Source organism: Sphingosinicella sp. BN140058 (assembly GCF_004135585.1).
GTDB lineage: Bacteria > Pseudomonadota > Alphaproteobacteria > Sphingomonadales > Sphingomonadaceae > Allosphingosinicella.
In genome coordinates this window covers 2,190,767-2,208,152 of sequence record NZ_CP035501.1, presented here as the reverse complement: position 1 = coordinate 2,208,152, position 17,386 = coordinate 2,190,767, and the positions used below count along the sequence as shown (strand labels likewise).

General features: G+C 67.5%; 14 protein-coding genes. 1 reads left to right on the top strand and 13 read right to left on the bottom strand.

Annotated features, from left to right (window positions below; all coding sequences use genetic code 11):
• Positions 1–5: 5 nt before the first annotated feature.
• The 6 genes from ETR14_RS09925 to lnt all read right to left on the bottom strand — a co-directional run bounded on the left by ETR14_RS09925 (position 6) and on the right by lnt (position 8,863).
• Positions 6–1,388: a DUF3526 domain-containing protein gene (locus ETR14_RS09925; protein ID WP_129384455.1), complete on the bottom strand. Its 1,383-nt coding sequence runs from the start codon at positions 1,386–1,388 to the stop codon at positions 6–8.
• Complete coding sequence (locus ETR14_RS09920; RefSeq protein WP_129384454.1) at positions 1,385–2,818, bottom strand: DUF3526 domain-containing protein; 1,434 nt, start codon at positions 2,816–2,818, stop codon at positions 1,385–1,387. The genes ETR14_RS09925 and ETR14_RS09920 overlap by 4 nt, the downstream gene beginning before the upstream one ends.
• A gap of 1 nt (position 2,819) precedes the next feature.
• Positions 2,820–4,967 (bottom strand): TonB-dependent siderophore receptor, encoded by a 2,148-nt coding sequence (locus tag ETR14_RS09915; protein WP_165356398.1) that lies wholly within the window; start codon positions 4,965–4,967, stop codon positions 2,820–2,822.
• A 314-nt stretch (positions 4,968–5,281) separates the two neighbouring features.
• Complete coding sequence (gene trmB, locus ETR14_RS09910; protein WP_129384452.1) at positions 5,282–5,962, bottom strand: tRNA (guanosine(46)-N7)-methyltransferase TrmB; 681 nt, start codon at positions 5,960–5,962, stop codon at positions 5,282–5,284.
• Positions 5,963–6,011: 49 nt separating this feature from the next.
• Positions 6,012–7,217 (bottom strand): methionine adenosyltransferase, encoded by a 1,206-nt coding sequence (metK, locus tag ETR14_RS09905; RefSeq protein WP_129384451.1) that lies wholly within the window; start codon positions 7,215–7,217, stop codon positions 6,012–6,014.
• An 80-nt stretch (positions 7,218–7,297) separates the two neighbouring features.
• Positions 7,298–8,863: an apolipoprotein N-acyltransferase gene (lnt, locus tag ETR14_RS09900; RefSeq protein ID WP_129384450.1), complete on the bottom strand. Its 1,566-nt coding sequence runs from the start codon at positions 8,861–8,863 to the stop codon at positions 7,298–7,300.
• 101 nt (positions 8,864–8,964) lie between these two features.
• Between lnt and ETR14_RS09895 the strand changes: the two genes are divergently transcribed.
• Positions 8,965–9,384 carry a VOC family protein gene (locus ETR14_RS09895; RefSeq protein ID WP_129384449.1) on the top strand — a complete coding sequence of 140 codons (420 nt, stop codon included), beginning with the start codon at positions 8,965–8,967 and terminating at the stop codon, positions 9,382–9,384.
• Between the two features lie 52 nt (positions 9,385–9,436).
• On the opposite strand, the gene ETR14_RS09890 is transcribed toward ETR14_RS09895, so the two are convergent.
• From ETR14_RS09890 to ETR14_RS09860, 7 genes are all read right to left on the bottom strand, one after another.
• Entirely contained in the window at positions 9,437–10,459 is a 1,023-nt protein-coding gene (locus tag ETR14_RS09890; RefSeq protein ID WP_129384448.1) for a UDP-glucuronic acid decarboxylase family protein, read from the bottom strand.
• Between the two features lie 113 nt (positions 10,460–10,572).
• Positions 10,573–11,661, bottom strand: coding sequence for a glycosyltransferase (locus ETR14_RS09885; protein ID WP_129384447.1), 1,089 nt, complete (start codon positions 11,659–11,661; stop codon positions 10,573–10,575).
• Positions 11,661–12,749 carry a glycosyltransferase gene (locus ETR14_RS09880; protein ID WP_129384446.1) on the bottom strand — a complete coding sequence of 363 codons (1,089 nt, stop codon included), beginning with the start codon at positions 12,747–12,749 and terminating at the stop codon, positions 11,661–11,663. Before ETR14_RS09880 ends, ETR14_RS09885 begins: the two co-directional genes overlap by 1 nt.
• Entirely contained in the window at positions 12,746–13,870 is a 1,125-nt protein-coding gene (locus ETR14_RS09875) for a glycosyltransferase (protein ID WP_129384445.1), read from the bottom strand. Before ETR14_RS09875 ends, ETR14_RS09880 begins: the two co-directional genes overlap by 4 nt.
• Before the next feature lie 11 nt (positions 13,871–13,881).
• Positions 13,882–15,036, bottom strand: coding sequence for a glycosyltransferase family 4 protein (locus tag ETR14_RS09870; RefSeq protein ID WP_243455842.1), 1,155 nt, complete (start codon positions 15,034–15,036; stop codon positions 13,882–13,884).
• The gene (locus tag ETR14_RS09865) at positions 15,033–16,142 is read right to left on the bottom strand and encodes an SDR family NAD(P)-dependent oxidoreductase (protein WP_129384443.1); all 1,110 of its coding nucleotides are present in this window, start codon (positions 16,140–16,142) and stop codon (positions 15,033–15,035) included. The genes ETR14_RS09870 and ETR14_RS09865 overlap by 4 nt, the downstream gene beginning before the upstream one ends.
• On the bottom strand, positions 16,139–17,254 hold the full coding sequence (locus ETR14_RS09860; RefSeq protein ID WP_129384442.1) for an NAD(P)-dependent oxidoreductase: 1,116 nt from the start codon (positions 17,252–17,254) through the stop codon (positions 16,139–16,141). Before ETR14_RS09860 ends, ETR14_RS09865 begins: the two co-directional genes overlap by 4 nt.
• Between the last annotated feature and the right edge of the window lie 132 nt (positions 17,255–17,386).

Here is a 17,386-nt window from a genome sequence, read left to right as displayed (position 1 = left end):
ATACCTTAGAGAAGCTTGGCCGGTCCGCCCCGCAGGCGAAGTGCAGCCATTGTGAGCAGCAGAAACGTGATCAGCAGAAGAGCGGTGACGTCGCGCGTCAGGGGTTCGGCACGGCTCGGCTCCACAAAGGTGAAGCGCGGCAGGCCCGAGTCATAGTCGGCGAGCGTCAGCAACCGATCCTCGTCCATCCAGTCGAACGCGAGCAGGCGCATCTCGCCGGCGAAGGCGCGCGCCTGTACCTGGAAGGCCAGTGCGCGGGTTGCGTCGGTGCCGGCGATGCGGTCCAGCGCATCCTGGGTGAGGACCGCGGGAGAGAGGAAGCGCAACCTGTCGGCGAGCGTCCGATGCGCGCTCCAGCCCCGGCTGTAGGCCTCGTGCATTTGGCGGAGGCGTGCATCCCGCTGCTGGATCTCGCGCCGGCTGTGCCAGAGCGCGGCGGGATAGGCCCGTCCCGAAGCCGCGGTGGCCGCTGCGCGTGCGGCCCCCGCATTCGCCGCCCGCACCTCGAGCCCTGCGCCGCGCACCGCATTCGTGTAGGCCATGGCCGAGGGTGGCGCCGCAACGAGGTGCGCGGCTGCTGCACTCATGGCAGGGATCAGGATGGTCACCGCCAGCCACGCCGTCCCCATCGCGAGAGCGGCGGTCGTCGAGGCACGAACGAACAGGTTGATCAGGATCGCCAGCACGATCCAGAATGTGCCGTACCCGGATGTCACGAGCGCGAACAGGGCGAGGCTCGCCACATCTCGCGCGCCAGCTGCCAGCAGCGCGGTGACGGCGATTGCCGTCATGGCCGCAAGCAGGCCGCCGCCGCGCACCCCAGCACGTGCGAGAATCAATCCGACAGGCCACACCGGCTGCGCGAGCTGGAAGCGGGCGCTGCCGCTTTCCACGTCGCCGGACCAGAAGTCGTAGGTCGCCGCGATTAACAGAAGCGGCAGCAGCAGCACGATCACGAATGCGAGGTCGAAGCGTCCCGCCGCGAGGACGATGGGGCTCTCCAGGCCGGCTGCGTGCGCATCGAAGATCGTGTACGGATCGATGAACGGCGAGATGCTGGCCGCTGCGGGAAAGCTCTCGGCCTGCCCCGCCGACAGGACTGCGAGCGGCGCATTGGGCAGACCGGCGCGGAAGGGCAGGGCGGTCGCGTAGACGAGGCCGAATTTCGGCTTCTCCCCCTTGGCGAGCAGTGCGGCAAATTCGGCCCGCCGCAGCGCCATGATCTCGTCGCCTTCGGCAACGGCCTGCGTCACCAGCGCCTGGCGCTCGGCTGCCCAGCGCGCGCCGGACAGGACCGAAAACCCCGTGGCAAGCGCAAACAGGAGCAGGATGATCCGCATCACCGGATCTCGCCAGGCACGTATCCATTCGAGTTGGACCAGGCTCATGCGTTGGACCTTCCAAGCCGGTTCCCGGCAGCGAACGCGAACAGCGTGCCGATCGCCGCCCAGGCCGCGAGGATGGCGAGATCGACCCCGTGGCGCGAAACCGCTTCACGCGTGGACGGCGGCTCGGGCGTGAAGCGGGCGTCGCGGGTAATCGCCGCCACATCGGCAAGAAAGGGACCTGCTCCCCCGGTTCGCGGACGGACGATAATGGCGCCGTTGAGGCGTTGGACCAATTCGTAGCGGAAGAGTTCGGCCTGCTCCAGGAAGCGACGGTGGGCATGCTGATCACTGCCCGCCAAGGCGCGCGACCAGGGTCGGATGGCTTGCAACGGCGACAGCAAGGCAAAGCCGCGTTGGATTTCCGCCTGGCGATCGTAGCCCTCGTAAAGCGTAGCAAAGTGGCGCCGGTAGAGGGAGGTGGACAAAGCTTCGCCGTGGAAGAGCGCAACGCCGTTGAAGTCGATCGGCAGATCCTCGATCTTGGACACGCCGTAGCGCCGCATCGTTTCCTCGCGGAGACGTTGCAGCCGAGCGTCCTGGGGATCGTGGCCGCTCGGCCCCTCGCGCATCTGCTTGGTGACCGCGGCTTCGAATGCGGGTCCGGACAGGGTCGGGGCAAGGCTTTCCGCAATGGAGGGCGCGATCCGCGGCACGAACAGGGTCGCCATGGCCCAGAAGGCGAGCAGGAGCACGAGTGCGGTTCGAGCGGAGGTGAAAGCCGCCGACGCGCCGAGCGTTAGCGCTGCAAAGGTGAAGAGATAGAGAGCATGGCCCGCCATGATCCAGAGCAGGGCTGCGAAATCCGATGCGGCGGCACCGGCTAGCGGCAGGGCGGCAGCCGACGCGAGCGCTGCCACCGCCACCAGCCCGACGGCGAGCCCGCCGAACGCCGCAAGTCGCCCCGCCATCAGCATGGTCGGCCCGGTGCCTGCGGCAAGTTCCTGACGCAGCAGTCCGCGGGCATGCTCACCGGCAAAGGCGGCAAAGCCCGACAGGATGATCAGGAGCGGCGCCAGCACCTGCAGCATGGTCGCAGGGCTGAGATCCCCGAAGCGGTCCAATGCCGTGCCGCCGTCGATGGCGCGGTGGCGTGCCGGGTTGTTGGCATGGGCCTCAAGCTTCAGCGACGTGCCGAGCTGCGGGAGGAGGCCAGGATCGAACGCCGCCAGTGGCGATGTCGGCTTGAACAGATAGCGTCCGAAATGGGCCGCACCGTGCGGATTTGCCGCGCCCTGCTGTGCCCAGATCTGCGCCTCGTTCGATTGCGCATCGCGCCGTTCGGCCTCCCGCCCGGCGTGCAGCGCCGCGCCCGTCAATCCCGCAGTGCAGAGCAGCAGCAGGAGCGCGAAACCGAGCAGGAACAGCCGGCGGTCGCGCATCAGCAGCCGCCATTGCTGACCGGCAACCGTCGCTGCGAGCGGGCGACCCATCTCAGTAGCTGGCTCGGAGCGTCAGCAGGACGTTACGCGGCTCGCCGTAAAAGTTATACGTGTTGATCGATCCGACCCGCTGGTAATAGACCTTGTCGAACAGGTTGTTGACCGACACGAAGGCGCGCAGACCGTCGTTGAACCGCCAGCCGAGCTGGGCGCCGGCGATGGCGAACGGAGACTGTTCGCGGATTCCGGCGACGCCGCCTGCGACGACGCCGCTCTGCCCGTTCACGCTGATCGCCGCGAAGGCTCCGCCAAGCGTCGCAGGCTCGTAGCGAGCGTAGAATTTGTACTGATGACGCGGCGTGTTGAGGTCGAAAACGGCACCGTTCTGGGCGGCCGTGCCGACCTCATATTCCGTTTTGACGTTGGTGTAGCTGGCGACGAGGTCCAGCCCCTTGAACGGACTGCCGGTCACCTCGAACTCGAAGCCCTCGATCTTCACCACGCCGGCGGGAACGAAGAAGCCGGGATTCGCGGTGTCGGCAAGTGATCGATTCTTGTCTTTGCTCCGGAACACGGCGCCGCTCGCATTGAGCGCTCCATCGATGAAGCGCCCCTTCAGCCCGGCCTCATATTGCTGCCCAACCCGCGGATCGAGCACGCTGCCGTCGACCTGGAGCGCCGTCTGCGGATTGAAGATATCCGAGTAGCTGCCGTAGAGCGTGATGTCGTCGGTGAGGTACAGCACTGCGCCAAGGCTCGGCGTGAACTTGCCACGCTCGCGTGCGCCGACCGCGAAATCCGTCGCCGGCGAGGGCGCGATGCCTCGCGTCTTGTTGGTATAGTCGCTGATGCGGCCGCCCGCCACGATCGTGAAGCCATCGAACGGGCGCAAGCGAAGTTGCGCGTGAAAGCCGCTCTGCTGCAGGTCGGTCTCGCTGCCCGACGTGAACTGACTCGATGGAAGGGGTATGCGGTCCGCCTCGAAGATCGAGAATCGCCCCTGCGAGGTCTGTGTGCGCTGGAGGAACGAAGTAGTCCGCTTGTCCCAGCTATAGCCGATCGCCAGCTCATGCTCCCGGCCGAACAAGGTGAACGGGCCGGTGGCATAGGCATCCACCGCAGTCTTCCCATTCACGCCACTCGCCCGACGGTTCACGTAAGTGGCGGTGAGAGTCACCGGATCGACGCCGGTGCCGGGCTGGATGAACGCGTCCTGCCACGCTCGCGGGATGTCGCGGTGGAGGGCGCGGACGACGACCTGCCATCCGCCCACTTCCTGCCTCACCTCGCCGGCATATTCAGTCGTCGTCTCGGTGAACCGGTTCCAGCTCGGCAGATGCTGGAAGTCGCGCGGAAAGTTCAGGAACTGGTCGGTCAACGGATGGCGAGTCGACGAATTCCCGTCCACCCGCAATCCATAGGCAGGCTGACCATTCATCGGCGTGTCGGCGACCGTGTCCTGGTAGCTGAGCGACGCACCGAGCGTCGTTGTCGGTGTCAGATCGAAGTCGAGCGCAGCGTAGGCGGTCAGCTTGCGGGTATGGGACTTCTCCTGGAAAAAATCGCGGTCGTGCAGGGCGCCGACCGCCCGTACACGCAGCCGTGCACCAGCATCGATCGGGCCGCCGATGTCGAACTCGCCGCGCAGGTTTTTCCACGATCCGGCGGACAAGGCGGTGGACGCCTGAAAGGCGCTGGAGCCGCGCTTTCGATTGAGGTTGATGGTCCCTCCAGGGGACCCGGAGCCGCGGAACAGGCCGGTCGGTCCACGCTGAACCTCCACCCGCTCGTAGATGACGAGGTCGAATTCCGGAACGCCGGAGGAAAAGGTCGAGGGTACGCCGTCATAAGCGTAATCGAGCACGAAGCCGCGCGCCCGGTAGTCCGGGTTCGTACCGTCGAACGGCATGACCGTGACTCCGGCCACCGTCTGCACCGCCTCGCCGATCGTGAAAAGATTGCGGTCCTCGATCTGCTCCCGGGTGACCACGCTCACGGACTGCGGAATTGCGATGAGCGGTGCCGGACTCTTCCCCGCCACCGCCGCTGCCGTCGGCGCATAGCCGTCGTCCGCCGCGATGCCGGTGACGATAATCTCCTTCGTGTGCGCGTTTTCGTCGTCCACGACAGGCCCGGCCGCCGCCGCGGCGCAGGCAGGGAGGCCGAGCAACAGCCCGGCGCCAATTGTTGCAGACTTCACAGGTCCCCCGTTACGCATGAGATGCTATATCATCTCTTGCGTAACGGGGCAGGCGGATCGTTGCAAGTCCGTCTCGAACAATCGAACACAGCCGGATCGGGGCGGGCACCCGGTGCCCAAGGATCTAAATCGATCCTCCCGGCTGGGGCGATGGAACGGCCACCGCTTCCCCCGTCACACGGCTCGACCGGATAGGGCGCACAACCGCCTTACGCGAACAGTGCAGTCCGGCTGGAGCGCGCAGAGTTGCGGCTCAATGCTATCTTCAACAGATCACCGCGAAGATCGTCATCGACGATTCCCCGCCTGGGCTCTCAGACCCGGCGGTAGCGGAAATACCAGACTTCGTGGCCTTTGCGCCGCGCCTTGGCCTCATACCGGGTCTCCGGCCAGCCGCCGGGCCGGGTGAGGAAATCCCTGGCGCTTTCGGCCAGCCACTGAAAGTCGCGGCGCTGGTTCATCACCATCATCGACCAGCGGCAATAGGTCGGATCATCGGTGCCGAGGCGGAACTCGCCGCCCGGCTTCAGCTTGGCGGCGACCAGGTCGAGCGGGCCGTGGTTGAGCATCCGCCGCTTGGCATGGCGCGCCTTGGGCCAGGGATCGGGATGGAGCAGGTAGACGAAGCTCAGCGCGCCGTCAGGCAGGCGCTCGAGCACCTCCAGGGCATCGCCCATGTGCAGCCGCACATTGGTCAGATGCTTGTCGCGGATGTGGGTCAGCGCGCCGACGACCCCGTTGAGGAACGGCTCGGCGCCGATGAAGGCATGGTCGGGGAGGAGGTCGGCGCGGTAGGCGAGATGCTCGCCCGAGCCGAAGCCGATTTCGAAATGGAGCGGCCGGTCGCTGCCGAACAGACTGGCGGAGTCGAGCGGCCCGTCTTCGGGCACGCTGATCGCGGGCAGCAACTCCTCGAGCAAGGCGGCTTGGCCCTGACGAAGCTTGTGGCCGGAGCGGCGCCCGTAGAGGCGGCGGATGGTGGCGGGATCGTTCACGCGCCGCCCATAACAAGCCCCTCCCCCCGAGGGGAGGGGCTAGATTGGATCAGAGGGCTGCCTTCAGCCTGTCAGCGAGGTCGGTCTTCTCCCAGGGGAAGAAGTCGCCCTCGGGCTTGCGACCGAAATGCCCATAGGCGGCGGTGCGGGCGTAAATCGGCTTGTTGAGGCCGAGATGGGTGCGGATGCCGCGCGGGGTGAGGCCGCCGAGCTCCGAGATGCTCATGATCGCCTTTTCGATCTCGGCATCGCCGACCGTGCCGGTGCCATGCGTGTCGACGTAGAGCGACAGCGGCTCGGACACGCCGATCGCATAAGCGAGCTGGATCGTGCAGCGGCGGGCGAGGCCGGCCGCGACGATGTTCTTGGCGAGATAGCGTGAGATGTAGGCGGCCGAGCGATCGACCTTGGTCGGGTCCTTGCCGGAAAAAGCGCCGCCGCCATGCGGCGCCGCGCCGCCATAGGTGTCGACGATGATCTTGCGGCCGGTGAGGCCGGCATCGCCGTCGGGACCGCCGATCTCGAAGCTGCCGGTCGGATTGATGTGGTAGACGGTCTCGTCCGAAAGCAGCGCCGCGGGAAGGATCTCGGCGACGACCTTCTTCACATAGGCCTTGAGCTCGGCCTCGTTCTCGCCCTGGTCGTAGCCCTTGCCGTGCTGGGTCGAGACGACGATCGCGGTCGCGGCGACCGGCTCGCCATTCTCGAAGCGCAGGGTGACCTGGCTCTTGGCGTCGGGCTCCAGGAACGGCGCCGCGCCGGAGTGACGGTCGGCGGCCATGCGCTCGAGGATCTTGTGGCTGTAATAGAGCGTCGCCGGCATCAGGTCCGGAGTCTCGTCGCAGGCGAAGCCGAACATGATGCCCTGGTCGCCGGCACCCTCGTCCTTGTTGCCGCTGGCGTCGACGCCCTGCGCGATGTGCGCGGACTGGCCGTGGAGATTGTTGTGGAAGGTGAACTTCTCCCAGTGGAAGCCGTCCTGCTCGTAGCCGATCCGCTTCACTGTCTCGCGCACCGTGCGCTCGATCTCGTCCTGGGCGCCGTCGACCCAGGCGTCATTCTCGTAGACGCCCTTGCAGCGGATCTCGCCGGCGAGGACGACAAGCTGGGTGGTGGTCAGCGTCTCGCAGGCGATGCGCGCTTCGGGATCCTTCGACAGGAAGAGATCGACGATCGCGTCCGAAATCTGGTCGGCGACCTTGTCCGGATGGCCTTCGGACACCGACTCGGACGTGAAGAGATAGTTGCTGCGCATGGGAGAGAACCGGCCTTCCTCGTGAGAGCTTTGCTGGATGGAATTGCGGATATAAAGATATCCTTATATGCGGCCGCTCCCTAGCGCGTCTCCGCCCGCTTCGCAATGGTCCGCGCTCGCCGCGAAAGCAGCAGGCCAAGCGCCGCCAGCAGCAGCGCGAAGGCGAGCGGCAGGACGTTGCCGAGCCGCGCGAACGGAGTCGGCGGCTTGGGCAGCGGCAGACGGGAATCGATCACCCCGCGCTCGCGCCAGGGCAGGCTGGCGAGCAGCCGCCCTTCGGCATCGATCACCGCGCTGATCCCGGTCGGGGTCGAGCGCAGGATCGGAAGTCCTTCCTCCAGCGCGCGCAGCCGTGCCTGGGCGAGATGCTGGGGCGGGCCCCAGGCGCCGAACCAGGCATCGTTTGACGGGTTGAACAGGAAGGCGGGACGATTCGCCCGATCGACAACTTCGCCCGAGAAGATGATCTCGTAGCAGAGCTGAAAGCCCGCCTTGCCGATCAGCGGCAGATCGAGCGTGCGGGGGCCCGGCCCCGGATCGAAATCGACGTCGCCGGGCGCGAGACGCGACAGGCCTATCGCGGACAGGATCGGACGCATCGGCAGATATTCGCCATAAGGGACGAGATGCGCCTTGTCGTAGCGGGCGAGAATGCGGCCGCCCGCGCCGATCGCGAACACGCTGTTGGTGGCGCTGGTCAGCTCTTCGCCGGTCGCCGAGCGCCAGGTAATGCCGCCGGTCAGCAGCAAATCGCCGGGTCGCAGCAGCGCGCCGACCTCGCGCCGCAGCAAGGCCGTTTCCCGCTGCAGGGGCAGATAGGCGAGTTCGTTCTCGAGCGGCCGGGTGATCGCGGCCTCGGGCCAGAGCAGCAGCCGCGGCTCGGCCGGCGAGGCCGCCGACATCTGCTCGAGGCGCGCCATATTCTGGTCCTCGAACCCTTCCTCCCATTTGTCCTGCTGGCCGATATTGGGCTGGACGATGCGCAGCGCGACGCGGGCCGCGCCCTCGGGCGGCCGGCTGGCGAGGGCGGCAAGGCCCGACGCGACGGCGACCGCGCCGACCAGCCCGGCCGCCGGCCGCCATTCCCGTCGCCAGAGGATCAGCAGGGCGCCGGCAAGCAGGGCGGCGAAGCCCGACAGGCCGTAGGTGCCGATCCATTGCGCGGTCCATGACGCCGGCGTCGGCAGCAGGGCGACTCCGAGCGGGTTCCAGGCGAAGCCGGTGAACAGGGTCGCGCGCAGCCATTCGGTCACGATCCAGGCCGCGGCGAAGATCAGCACCAGGCGCAGGGTGCTGCGCCCGGCCGGCTGGTCCGGGCGCGCCGCGCCCCAGCGCCAGGCGAGTCCGGTCGCCATCGCCGGATAGACTGCGAGGTACAGCGACAGCAGAACCACTGCGACCCAGCCGAGCCACGCCGGCATTGCCGCCTGATAGGTGAAGGCGGTGGCAATCCAGTTCAGGCCAAGGGTGAAATGGCCGACCCCGAACCACCAGCCGCGCGTCAGCGCGCTGCGCATCCGCGGCGCGTCGGCGACCAGCCAGAGCAGCAGGGCAAAAGCAGCAAGCGTCAGCGGCCAAGCCCCCAGCGGCGCGAAGCCGCAGGCGCCGACGATCCCGGCAACGAGGGCGACCAAATTCTTCTTCATGCGGAAGCAGCGAGGAAAATCATGCTCTCTCCATGCCGAAGTCGGCGGGCGGAGAAAAGCCGAGCCTTGGTCGGCGACGCCACCCGGGGTAAAGAACCGGCATGGCGCTTCCCCCATTCCATCTCGCCTTTCCCGTCCACGATCTCGACGCAGCGCGCGCTTTCTACGGCGGCCTGCTCGGCTGTCCGGAGGGACGAAGCGCCGCGGAATGGATCGACTTCGATTTCTACGGCCATCAGATCGTCGCTCATCTGTCGCCCGACGCAGCGCCTCGCCCCCACCACAATCCGGTCGACGGCCATGACGTGCCGGTGCCGCATTTCGGCGCGGTGCTCGACATGGCGGCGTGGCGGAATCTGGCGGATCGGCTGCAAGCAGCCGGCGTCGATTTCGTCATCCCGCCCACCATCCGCTTCCAGGGCGCGCCCGGCGAGCAGGCGACGATGTTCTTCCTCGATCCGTCCGGCAACGCGATCGAGATCAAGGCGATGGCCGATCCGGACAATCTGTTCGCCAAATGAAAAGCCCCTCCGCACGGGGAGGGGCTCGTCGACAGGATGAAGGAGTCCGGCCCTATTCGGCGGCGACCCCGACGAACAGGTCGTTGGTGGCGTGGCGCTCGGCCGATCGGGTCGCTTTCTGCTCCTCGGCGAACCAGGCGGCGGTCGCCTCCAGGCCCTGCTGCAGCGGCACTTTAGGTTCCCAGCCGAGCCGCGCCTTGGCACGGTCGATATTGGGCTTGCGGCGGCGGGGATCGTCGACCGGCAGCGGCAGGTTGATTACCTCCGCCTTCGATCCGGTCAGCGTCAGCACGCGGTCGACCAGATCCGAGACGGTAAGCTCGACCGGATTGCCGAGGTTAACCGGCTCGTCGACGACGTCGCTGTCCATCAGCCGCATCAATCCGTCGACGAGATCGGAAACGTAGCAGAAGCTGCGCGTCTGCGAACCGTCGCCGTAGATGGTGACGTTCTCGCCGGACAAAGCCTGGCAGATCACGTTGGAAACGACGCGGCCGTCGTCGGGCCGCATGCGCGGTCCATAGGTGTTGAAGATGCGGGCGACGCGGACGTCGGCGCGGCCGAGGCGCTGATAGTCGAAGGTCAGGGTTTCCGCGGCGCGCTTGCCCTCGTCATAGCAGGCGCGCGGGCCGGTGCAGCTGACCCAGCCGCGATAGCCCTCGGGCTGCGGATGCACCTCGGGGTCGCCATAGACCTCGCTGGTCGAGGTGAGCAGGAAGCGCGCATTCTTCTCCTCGGCGAGGCGGAGCAGATTGCGAGTGCCGAGCACGTTGGTCAGCATCGTATGCTCGGGATCAGCCTGGTAATGGGGCGGCGAGGCCGCGCAGGCGAGATTGTAGATGTGGGTGAACTGGGTCCGCTTCACCGATCCGGGCAGGTCGTCGATCACGTCGCCCTGGACGAAGTCGAAACGGGCCTCGCGTTCGAGGTGGCGCAGGTTTTGCGGGCGTCCGGTCAGCAGACTGTCGAGACAGACGACGTTCGCGCCCTCGGCGAGCAGCGAATCGATGAGATGGGAGCCGATGAAGCCGGCGCCGCCCGTCACCAATGCCGTCTTGTTCTTTCCATTTTTCACGCGCCGCTCCCTCTTATCGTCAGCTTATCATGATCTTCAACGTCGACAACTACTTAGCTAAACACCGCGATCCGTATTTGGTTCACCTCTGCAACGATCGCGGTTTCGGCCGGTCATTCTGCCCCGACCAGCTCCGGCTGCGATGTGGCAAAGGCCTCTTCCAGATAGGTTTCGAGCTCGGCGGCGCGATCGGCGGCGGTGTGGCCGTGGAGGACGCGGGCGCGGGCGGCATGGCCCATCTTCGCCGCCGCGGCCGCATCGGTCTTCGACAGCAGGTCGACGACCTCGTCGCTCGTATCCGCGAGAACGATCTCGCGCTCGGGTGCGAACAGTTGGTCCAGCCCTTCCCAGCGGTCGGAGACGATCGGCACCGCCGACGCCGCCGCCTCGAACAGCCGCACCGACGGCGACCAGCCGGCGGCGATCATGTCCGCCCGGGTGACGTTGAGTGTGTACCGTGAGGCCGAATAGAAAGCCGGGTGCTCGGCCGGGGGCAGATGCTCGATCCGCTCGACGTTGCCCGGCCAGTCGATGTCGGCGGGATATTGCGGCCCGGCGACCACGAAGCGCCGCTCCGGCAAACGCCGCGCCGGTTCGATCAGCAGGCGCTCGAGCGTCGGCTGCCGGTCCGGGCTGTAGGTGCCCAGATAGGAGAGATCCCACGTCTTCGGCACATCCAGAGGCGGATAGGCATCCGGATCGACCGAGCAATAGAGCGCTCGTGCCGCCGGCGAGCGATAGGTCTGCTCGATGTGCCGCAGGGTCGGGCCGCCGGTGAACGACAGATAGACGTCGTAGCCCGGGATGATCTCGGGCGAGAGATATTCGAAATCGCCGCGCGCGAGCTTGGCGAGCGTCACCGGCGTGTCGATGTCGTAGAAAGCGGTGACTCCGCGCGCATGCGCCTGGACGAAGCGGCCGACCGCGACGCCGTCTGGCACGTAGGAGCCGACGATCACCGCATCGGCTTCGGCGATCACGTCGCGCCAGGTCTCGAGCGCCGCCAGATCGGCGTAATAACGGAGCGCGCAATACTCGGGATCGGTGACGTCGCGGTTCGATGCGTACCAGGGCACGTCGCGTTCCAGGAACAGGATGTCGTGCCCGCGCGCGGCGAAGGCCTTGAGCAGCGCGCGGAAGGTGGTGGCGTGGCCGTTGCCCCAGCTCGACGACAGGCTGAGGCCGAGGACGACGAGGCGCATCAGGCGGCACTCCGTTCCGGCTGGAGCAGGGTGCGCCAGAGCGCGTCGACCTGCTCGCCGCGGTGGCTGTAGGTGTGCTCGGCAAGCACGCGCTTCAGCGCTGCCTCGCCGGTCGCGCGGGCGCGTTCCGGAGTGAGCCCGGCGACATGATCGGCAACGTCCTGGCCGTCGCGGGCGACCAGCACTTCGCTGTCGGGGGCGAGGAATTGCTCGATCCCTTCCCAGGCGTCGGTGATCAGGCAGGCGGCGGCCCCGGCCGCTTCGAACACGCGGGTGGCCGGCGAGAAGCCGACATCGGCCATGCTGTCGCGGGCGACGTTGAGCACCGCCAGCGGGGTGCAGTTGAACGCATTATGCTGGTGGGTGTAGACGTGGCCGAGATGGCGGACATTGTCCGGCATCGGCTTCGAATCCCAGCCGTTGCCGCCGATCAGAAAGCGCCGCTCGGGCAAGGCGGTGGCGGCGCGCAGGAAGAATTCCTCCACCCGCGCCTCGCGGTCGGGCAGGCGGTTGCCGAGAAAGGCGAGATCCGCGGCGAAGGCCGGATCGGCCTCGGTAGGATGGTGGGTCGTCGGATCGAGCGCATTGTAGATCGGCACGCAGCGGCGCGCGCCGAAGCCCTCATAGGCGGAGACCACCGGCGGGCCGCCGCCATAGGTCAGCACCATGTCGAGTTCGGGGAGGGTGCGGCGTACGACGTGGCTTTCGTCGGCCCGCATCTCTTCCAGGGTGGCGGCGGCGTCGACGTCCCAGAAGATCCGCAGCGCATCGGCACGGCTGTGGGCGACGATGCCCTCCAGCAATTCGGTGTCGAACACGCCGACGCCGTTCGCCTTGACGACGATGTCGGCGGCCCTGGCCTCCTCGAGCACGCTCCGTAGCCCTTCCGGCGTGGCGTCGTAGACCACCGACCGCGCCCATTCCGGCGGATCGATGTCGCGATGCTGCTGGCGGTCGAAGGCATCGGGCTCGTAGAAGGTGATCTGGTAGCCGCGGCCGGCAAGGTCGCGGAGCAGGCCGCGATAATAGGTCGCGGCGCCGTTCCAGTAGGAGGAAAGCAGGCTGGAGCCGTAAAAGGCGATCTTCATGCGGTCAGACTCATGGCAGCGGGCGCGGCAGGGCGCGCCTCGATCGTGGCGAGGATGGCGAGCAGTTCGTCGGCGCGGTGGCCGCAGGTGTGGCGGGCGCGGATCGTCTCCAGCCCGCTGGCGACGAGCGAGCGGCGCAGGTCCGCATCCTCGCTGACGTCGCGCAGGCGCCGGGCCATTTCCTGGCCTGAGCGGGCATAAAGGAAATCCCGGCCGGGCCTGAACAGACCTTCGCTGTCCTCCCACGGCGCCGACAGCAACGGAATGCCGCAGGCGAGCGCCTCGAAGACCCGGATCGTCGGAATGCCGGGCAGGATGGTCGAATAGAAGCGCCGCGGCACGTGCACGGTGGCGAGATGGCCGGCGAAGATCTCCGGCGCCCGGGCATTGGGCAGCCAGCCGCGGTACCGGACTCCGTAACGCTCGAGCAGAGCGAGCGCCTCGGCCGGATAGCGGACGCCGTATATGTCGAGGGAGAGGCCGGTGGTGCGGGCGGGGGCGAGCAGGAAATCCTCGATCTCGCGGGTCCGCTCGCCGTCGCCCCAATTGCCGATCCAGACCAGGCCGGCGCGTTCGCCCTCCTCTTCCGGCGGGTGGAACAGGCGGATGTCGGCGGCCTCGTGCCAGACGAACACGCGGCCCTGCCAGCCCCAGCGCCGATAGACCTCCGCCAGGGTCTCGCCAAAGGCGAGCACGCCGTCATAGCCGGAAAGATCGAAGGCGCGGATCGCCTCCGGGTCGGAGACCGCGCGGTGATGGGTGTCGTGGAACAGCAGGGTGAAGCGGCCGCCGGCGGCGCGCAGCCGACCGATCTCGGCGACCAGCTCCGGCGCGTTCCACTCGTGGACGATGACCGCATCGGCGCCGTCGACCAGGCTTGCGAGGTCCGTGCCCGCGCCGAACGCCTGCGAGCCAAGGTCGGGATAGTTTTCCCGATAGGCGGCGAGCCCCGACTCGCCATGATCGGCAAGCAGATTGTCGAGGCTCCAGGCGCCCTCGGGCTCGTAGGCGACGACCTCGTGGCCGCGGGCGATCAGTTCGCGCAGCACGCCGCGCAGGAAATGGGCGTTGCCATGGTTCCAGCACGAGGCGAGCGAATGGGTGAAGTAGACGATCTTCATTGGCCGTCCCCTCACGCCGCCGCGCGGGCGGAGGCGAGCACCGGCCGCTGGATCGCAGGGAGCAGGCTGCGGTAGAGCGAAGCCATCTGCGCCGCCATCGCGTCGGCGCTGAACCTCTTGGCGCGTTCGCGCGCCGCCCGCCCCATCACCGTGCGCTCGAAATCGTCGCCGACCAGATCGGCGATGGCGCGGGTGAAGCCGCCTTCGTCACGCGCCGGCACGAAGATGGCGACGTCCTTCCAGAGCTCGCGAAACGTGGGGATGTCGGACAGGATCAGGGCGCAGCCGGCGGCGGCGGCCTCCAGCACGCTGAGGCCGAACGGCTCGTACAGAGCCGACGAGACGAACACCGGCCGCGCCGCCAGCCAGCGTGCGATCTCCGCTTCCGACAGGGTGCCCAGGCAGTGGATGTTGTCGAACATCACTTCGGCGCCGTTCGGTCCCTTGAGCGGCCCGGCGGCATGGACGGGAACGCCGATGCCGGCGGCGGCGGCGTCGATCGTGCGGACGTTCTTGCCTTCGTCCCAAAGCCGCCCGGCGGTGAACACGAAATCGTGCGGCGCGCCTTCGGTGACCGGCAGCGGCGTGCGGCCGTTGTGCACGGTGCGCGGCGCTTGCGTGAGGGCGTAGAGGCGTCGCGTCGCTTCGCCGAACGCCGCCGTCGGGGTGACGACCGCATCGGCGGCATGGAGGCCGGCGCGGACCAGCTTCGTCCGCCAGGCAAAGTCGTCCGGCATTTCGCTGCCCTGCACCGCCTCCCACCAGCTCGCGACGCAGCTGTGCTGGACGGCGACGACCGGCGCACCGAATTTGGTCTGGGCGGCGAGTGCCGGCGTGTTGAGATGGATGACGTCGGCCTTGTGCTCGGCGCCGAGTTCGCGAATCGAATCTCCGGCGTCGCGGAGCGCCCGGCCATCCTCGGCCAGCCAATCGAGCGCGAGCCCGGTCTCGATCACGGTGACTCCGGGAATGGCCGCCGCGGCCTCGCGCTGCGCATCGGACGGCGCCGGGCCCATTACCGCCAGGATCGTCTCGATGCCGAGCCGCGACAGACCGGCGGCGAGCTCGTTGCTATATTGCCAGACGCCGCCGACCGCGTCGGCGGTGACGAGGATCCGGGGGCTGCGGGCCGGCACGCCCGTGGCGAGGCTGGAAGCGCGGCTCACGACGCCGCACCGGCCGGCACCACGCCCGTGGCGGAGGCGATGAACTCGGGCGTCGGTGCGCGGGTTTCGCGCAGCCATTCGGCGAGCAGGCTCACCCCCTGCTTCCACGGCACCGCCGGCGCGAGGTCCAGCGCGGCGCGGATCGCGCGCGTGTCGGCGACGAAGTAGCGCTGGTCGCCCGCGCGCCAATCGGAATATTCGACCGCGACTTCGCGCTCGATCAGGGTCGAAATGTGGCCGAGCAGCTCGCGCAGCGACACCGAATTCTGCGGTCCGCCGCCGAGGTTGAAGGCGCGGCCCTGGATCCGGTCGATCCGCTCCCAGGCCTTGAGATAGGCATCGACCGCGTTCGACACGTCGAGGATGTCGCGGACCTGGTGGCCGTCGCCATAGAGGGTGATCGGCTTGCCTTCGAGCGCGCGGATCAGGAAGTGGGCGACCCAACCCTGGTCCTCGGTGCCCATCTGGCGCATGCCGTAGATGCAGCTCATCCGCACCACTGCGCTGCGCAGGCCGAAGCTGCGGGCGTAATCGAGCACATATTGGTCGGCCGCCCCCTTGGAGCAGCCATAGGGCGTGTGGAAATCGAGCGGCCGGCTCTCGCCGATACCGTAATCGGCGACGGCGCGGTCGCCCGGCACGTAGCGCGCTCCGTCGAGGTGGAAATCGATGTCGCCGAGATCGCCATAGACCTTGTTGGTCGAAGCGAAGATCACCGGCGTGCCGTCATTCTTCAGCCGCACCGCGTCGAGCAGGTTGAGCGTGCCGCGGATGTTGATCTCGAAATCCTCGCGCGGATCGACCATGCTGGTCGTTACCGCGACCTGCGCCGCCATGTGGAACACGGCCTTGGCCTCGCGCGCGGCGCGGGCGAGTTCGTCCTCGTCGCGGATGTCGGCGATCACCGGCTGGATCTGCTCGCCGTGGCGTTCCTTCAGCCAGGCGAGGTTGCCTTCCACGCCGGGGCGCGACAGCGCGTCATAGACGATCACGTCGTGGCCGAGTTCGGCCAGGCGATTGGCGATGTTGCAGCCGATGAAGCCTGCGCCGCCCGTCACCAGGACAGGGCGGCCGTCGCTGCGGCCGGCGGGATCCTCGCGGCTCATGCGACGAGGCCCCGCGCCTCGAGCTCCGCCCGGGCCTGCTCGACGCGGTCGTCGGCGGTCTGCACGGCAACCCACTCGGCAAGCTCGGCGAGGCCTTCCTGGAAATCCTTGCGCGCCCGGAAGCCGAGCACGTCGGCGCTCTTGCTGCCGTCGCAGAAGCAGTGGCGGATGTCGCCGATCCGCGATTTGCCGACGATCTGCGGCGAGATGTCGTTCTTGCCCATCGCCCGGGCCAGTTCCTGGGCGACTTCGGTGACCGAGCGGTCGTGGCCGGAGCCGACGTTGAACGTCTGTCCCACCGCCTGCGGGAGTTCGAGCGAGTCGGCGAAGGCGCGGGCGACGTCGCCGACATAGACGAAGTCGCGGCGCTGCTCGCCATCCTCGAAGATCATCGGCTGCTGGCCGTTGAGAAGGCGGGAGGCGAAGATCGCGAGCACGCCGGTATAGGGATTGGAGAGCGCCTGGCCCGGGCCGTAGACGTTGAACAGGCGCAGGCAGACGCCTTCCATTCCATAGGCCTCGGCCATGATCAGGGTGGTGCGCTCCTGCACATATTTGTTGAGCGCGTAGATCGAGGCGAGGTCGGGGCGCTTCCATTCCGGAGTCGCGATCGGTTTCAGCGGCCGGCCCTGGGCGTCGACCGGATCCCAGCCCTGCGACTCGTCGGTGCGCGGCTGGCGCTTGGTTTCCTGAACGGTCTCGCCGTCCTGGTCGACATACAGGCCTTCGCCGTAGATGCTCATCGACGACGCGGTGACCACCCGCCGCACCGGATTGTCGATCAGCTTCTCGAAGAGAACGGCAGTGCCGACGTCGTTGACCGACGTGTAGCGCTCGACCGCATACATGGACTGGCCGACGCCCACTTCGGCGGCGAGGTGGACGACGCTGTCGATCCCCTTCAGCGCCTTGGTGACGGCATCGCCGTTGCGCACGTCGGCGCGGATCAGTTCGACATCCGGAGAAAGATCCTCCGGCCGTTCGCGGTCGCCGTGGACCTGCTCGATCAGGCTGTCGAGGATCCGAACTTCATGCCCGCGTTGCTGGAGTTCCTTGGTGACGGCGCGTCCGATGAAACCAGCGCCGCCGGTGATGAGAATACGTTCCGGCAAATGCGACCCCCGTAGCTTGGAAGGGAACAAAGCTCGCGGCCGCGAGCAATCCCCGTTGGTGATGCTTCTTCTTCTTCCTCCCCAGAACACGGGCAACGAAGCTTTGTTCCGTATCCGCAAAGAACGCGGTTG

What these genes read in the sequence shown, in the direction of transcription:
- ETR14_RS09865 (WP_129384443.1), bottom strand. Translation starts at nt 16,142, where the DNA reads ATGAGCCGCGAGGATCCCGCCGGCCGCAGCGACGGCCGCCCTGTCCTG.
- ETR14_RS09885 (WP_129384447.1), bottom strand. Translation starts at nt 11,661, where the DNA reads ATGCGCCTCGTCGTCCTCGGCCTCAGCCTGTCGTCGAGCTGGGGCAAC.
- ETR14_RS09920 (WP_129384454.1), bottom strand. Translation starts at nt 2,818, where the DNA reads ATGGGTCGCCCGCTCGCAGCGACGGTTGCCGGTCAGCAATGGCGGCTG.
- metK (WP_129384451.1), bottom strand. Translation starts at nt 7,217, where the DNA reads ATGCGCAGCAACTATCTCTTCACGTCCGAGTCGGTGTCCGAAGGCCAT.
- ETR14_RS09880 (WP_129384446.1), bottom strand. Translation starts at nt 12,749, where the DNA reads ATGAAGATCGCCTTTTACGGCTCCAGCCTGCTTTCCTCCTACTGGAAC.
- lnt (WP_129384450.1), bottom strand. Translation starts at nt 8,863, where the DNA reads ATGAAGAAGAATTTGGTCGCCCTCGTTGCCGGGATCGTCGGCGCCTGC.
- ETR14_RS09895 (WP_129384449.1), top strand. Translation starts at nt 8,965, where the DNA reads ATGGCGCTTCCCCCATTCCATCTCGCCTTTCCCGTCCACGATCTCGAC.
- ETR14_RS09875 (WP_129384445.1), bottom strand. Translation starts at nt 13,870, where the DNA reads ATGAAGATCGTCTACTTCACCCATTCGCTCGCCTCGTGCTGGAACCAT.
- ETR14_RS09925 (WP_129384455.1), bottom strand. Translation starts at nt 1,388, where the DNA reads ATGAGCCTGGTCCAACTCGAATGGATACGTGCCTGGCGAGATCCGGTG.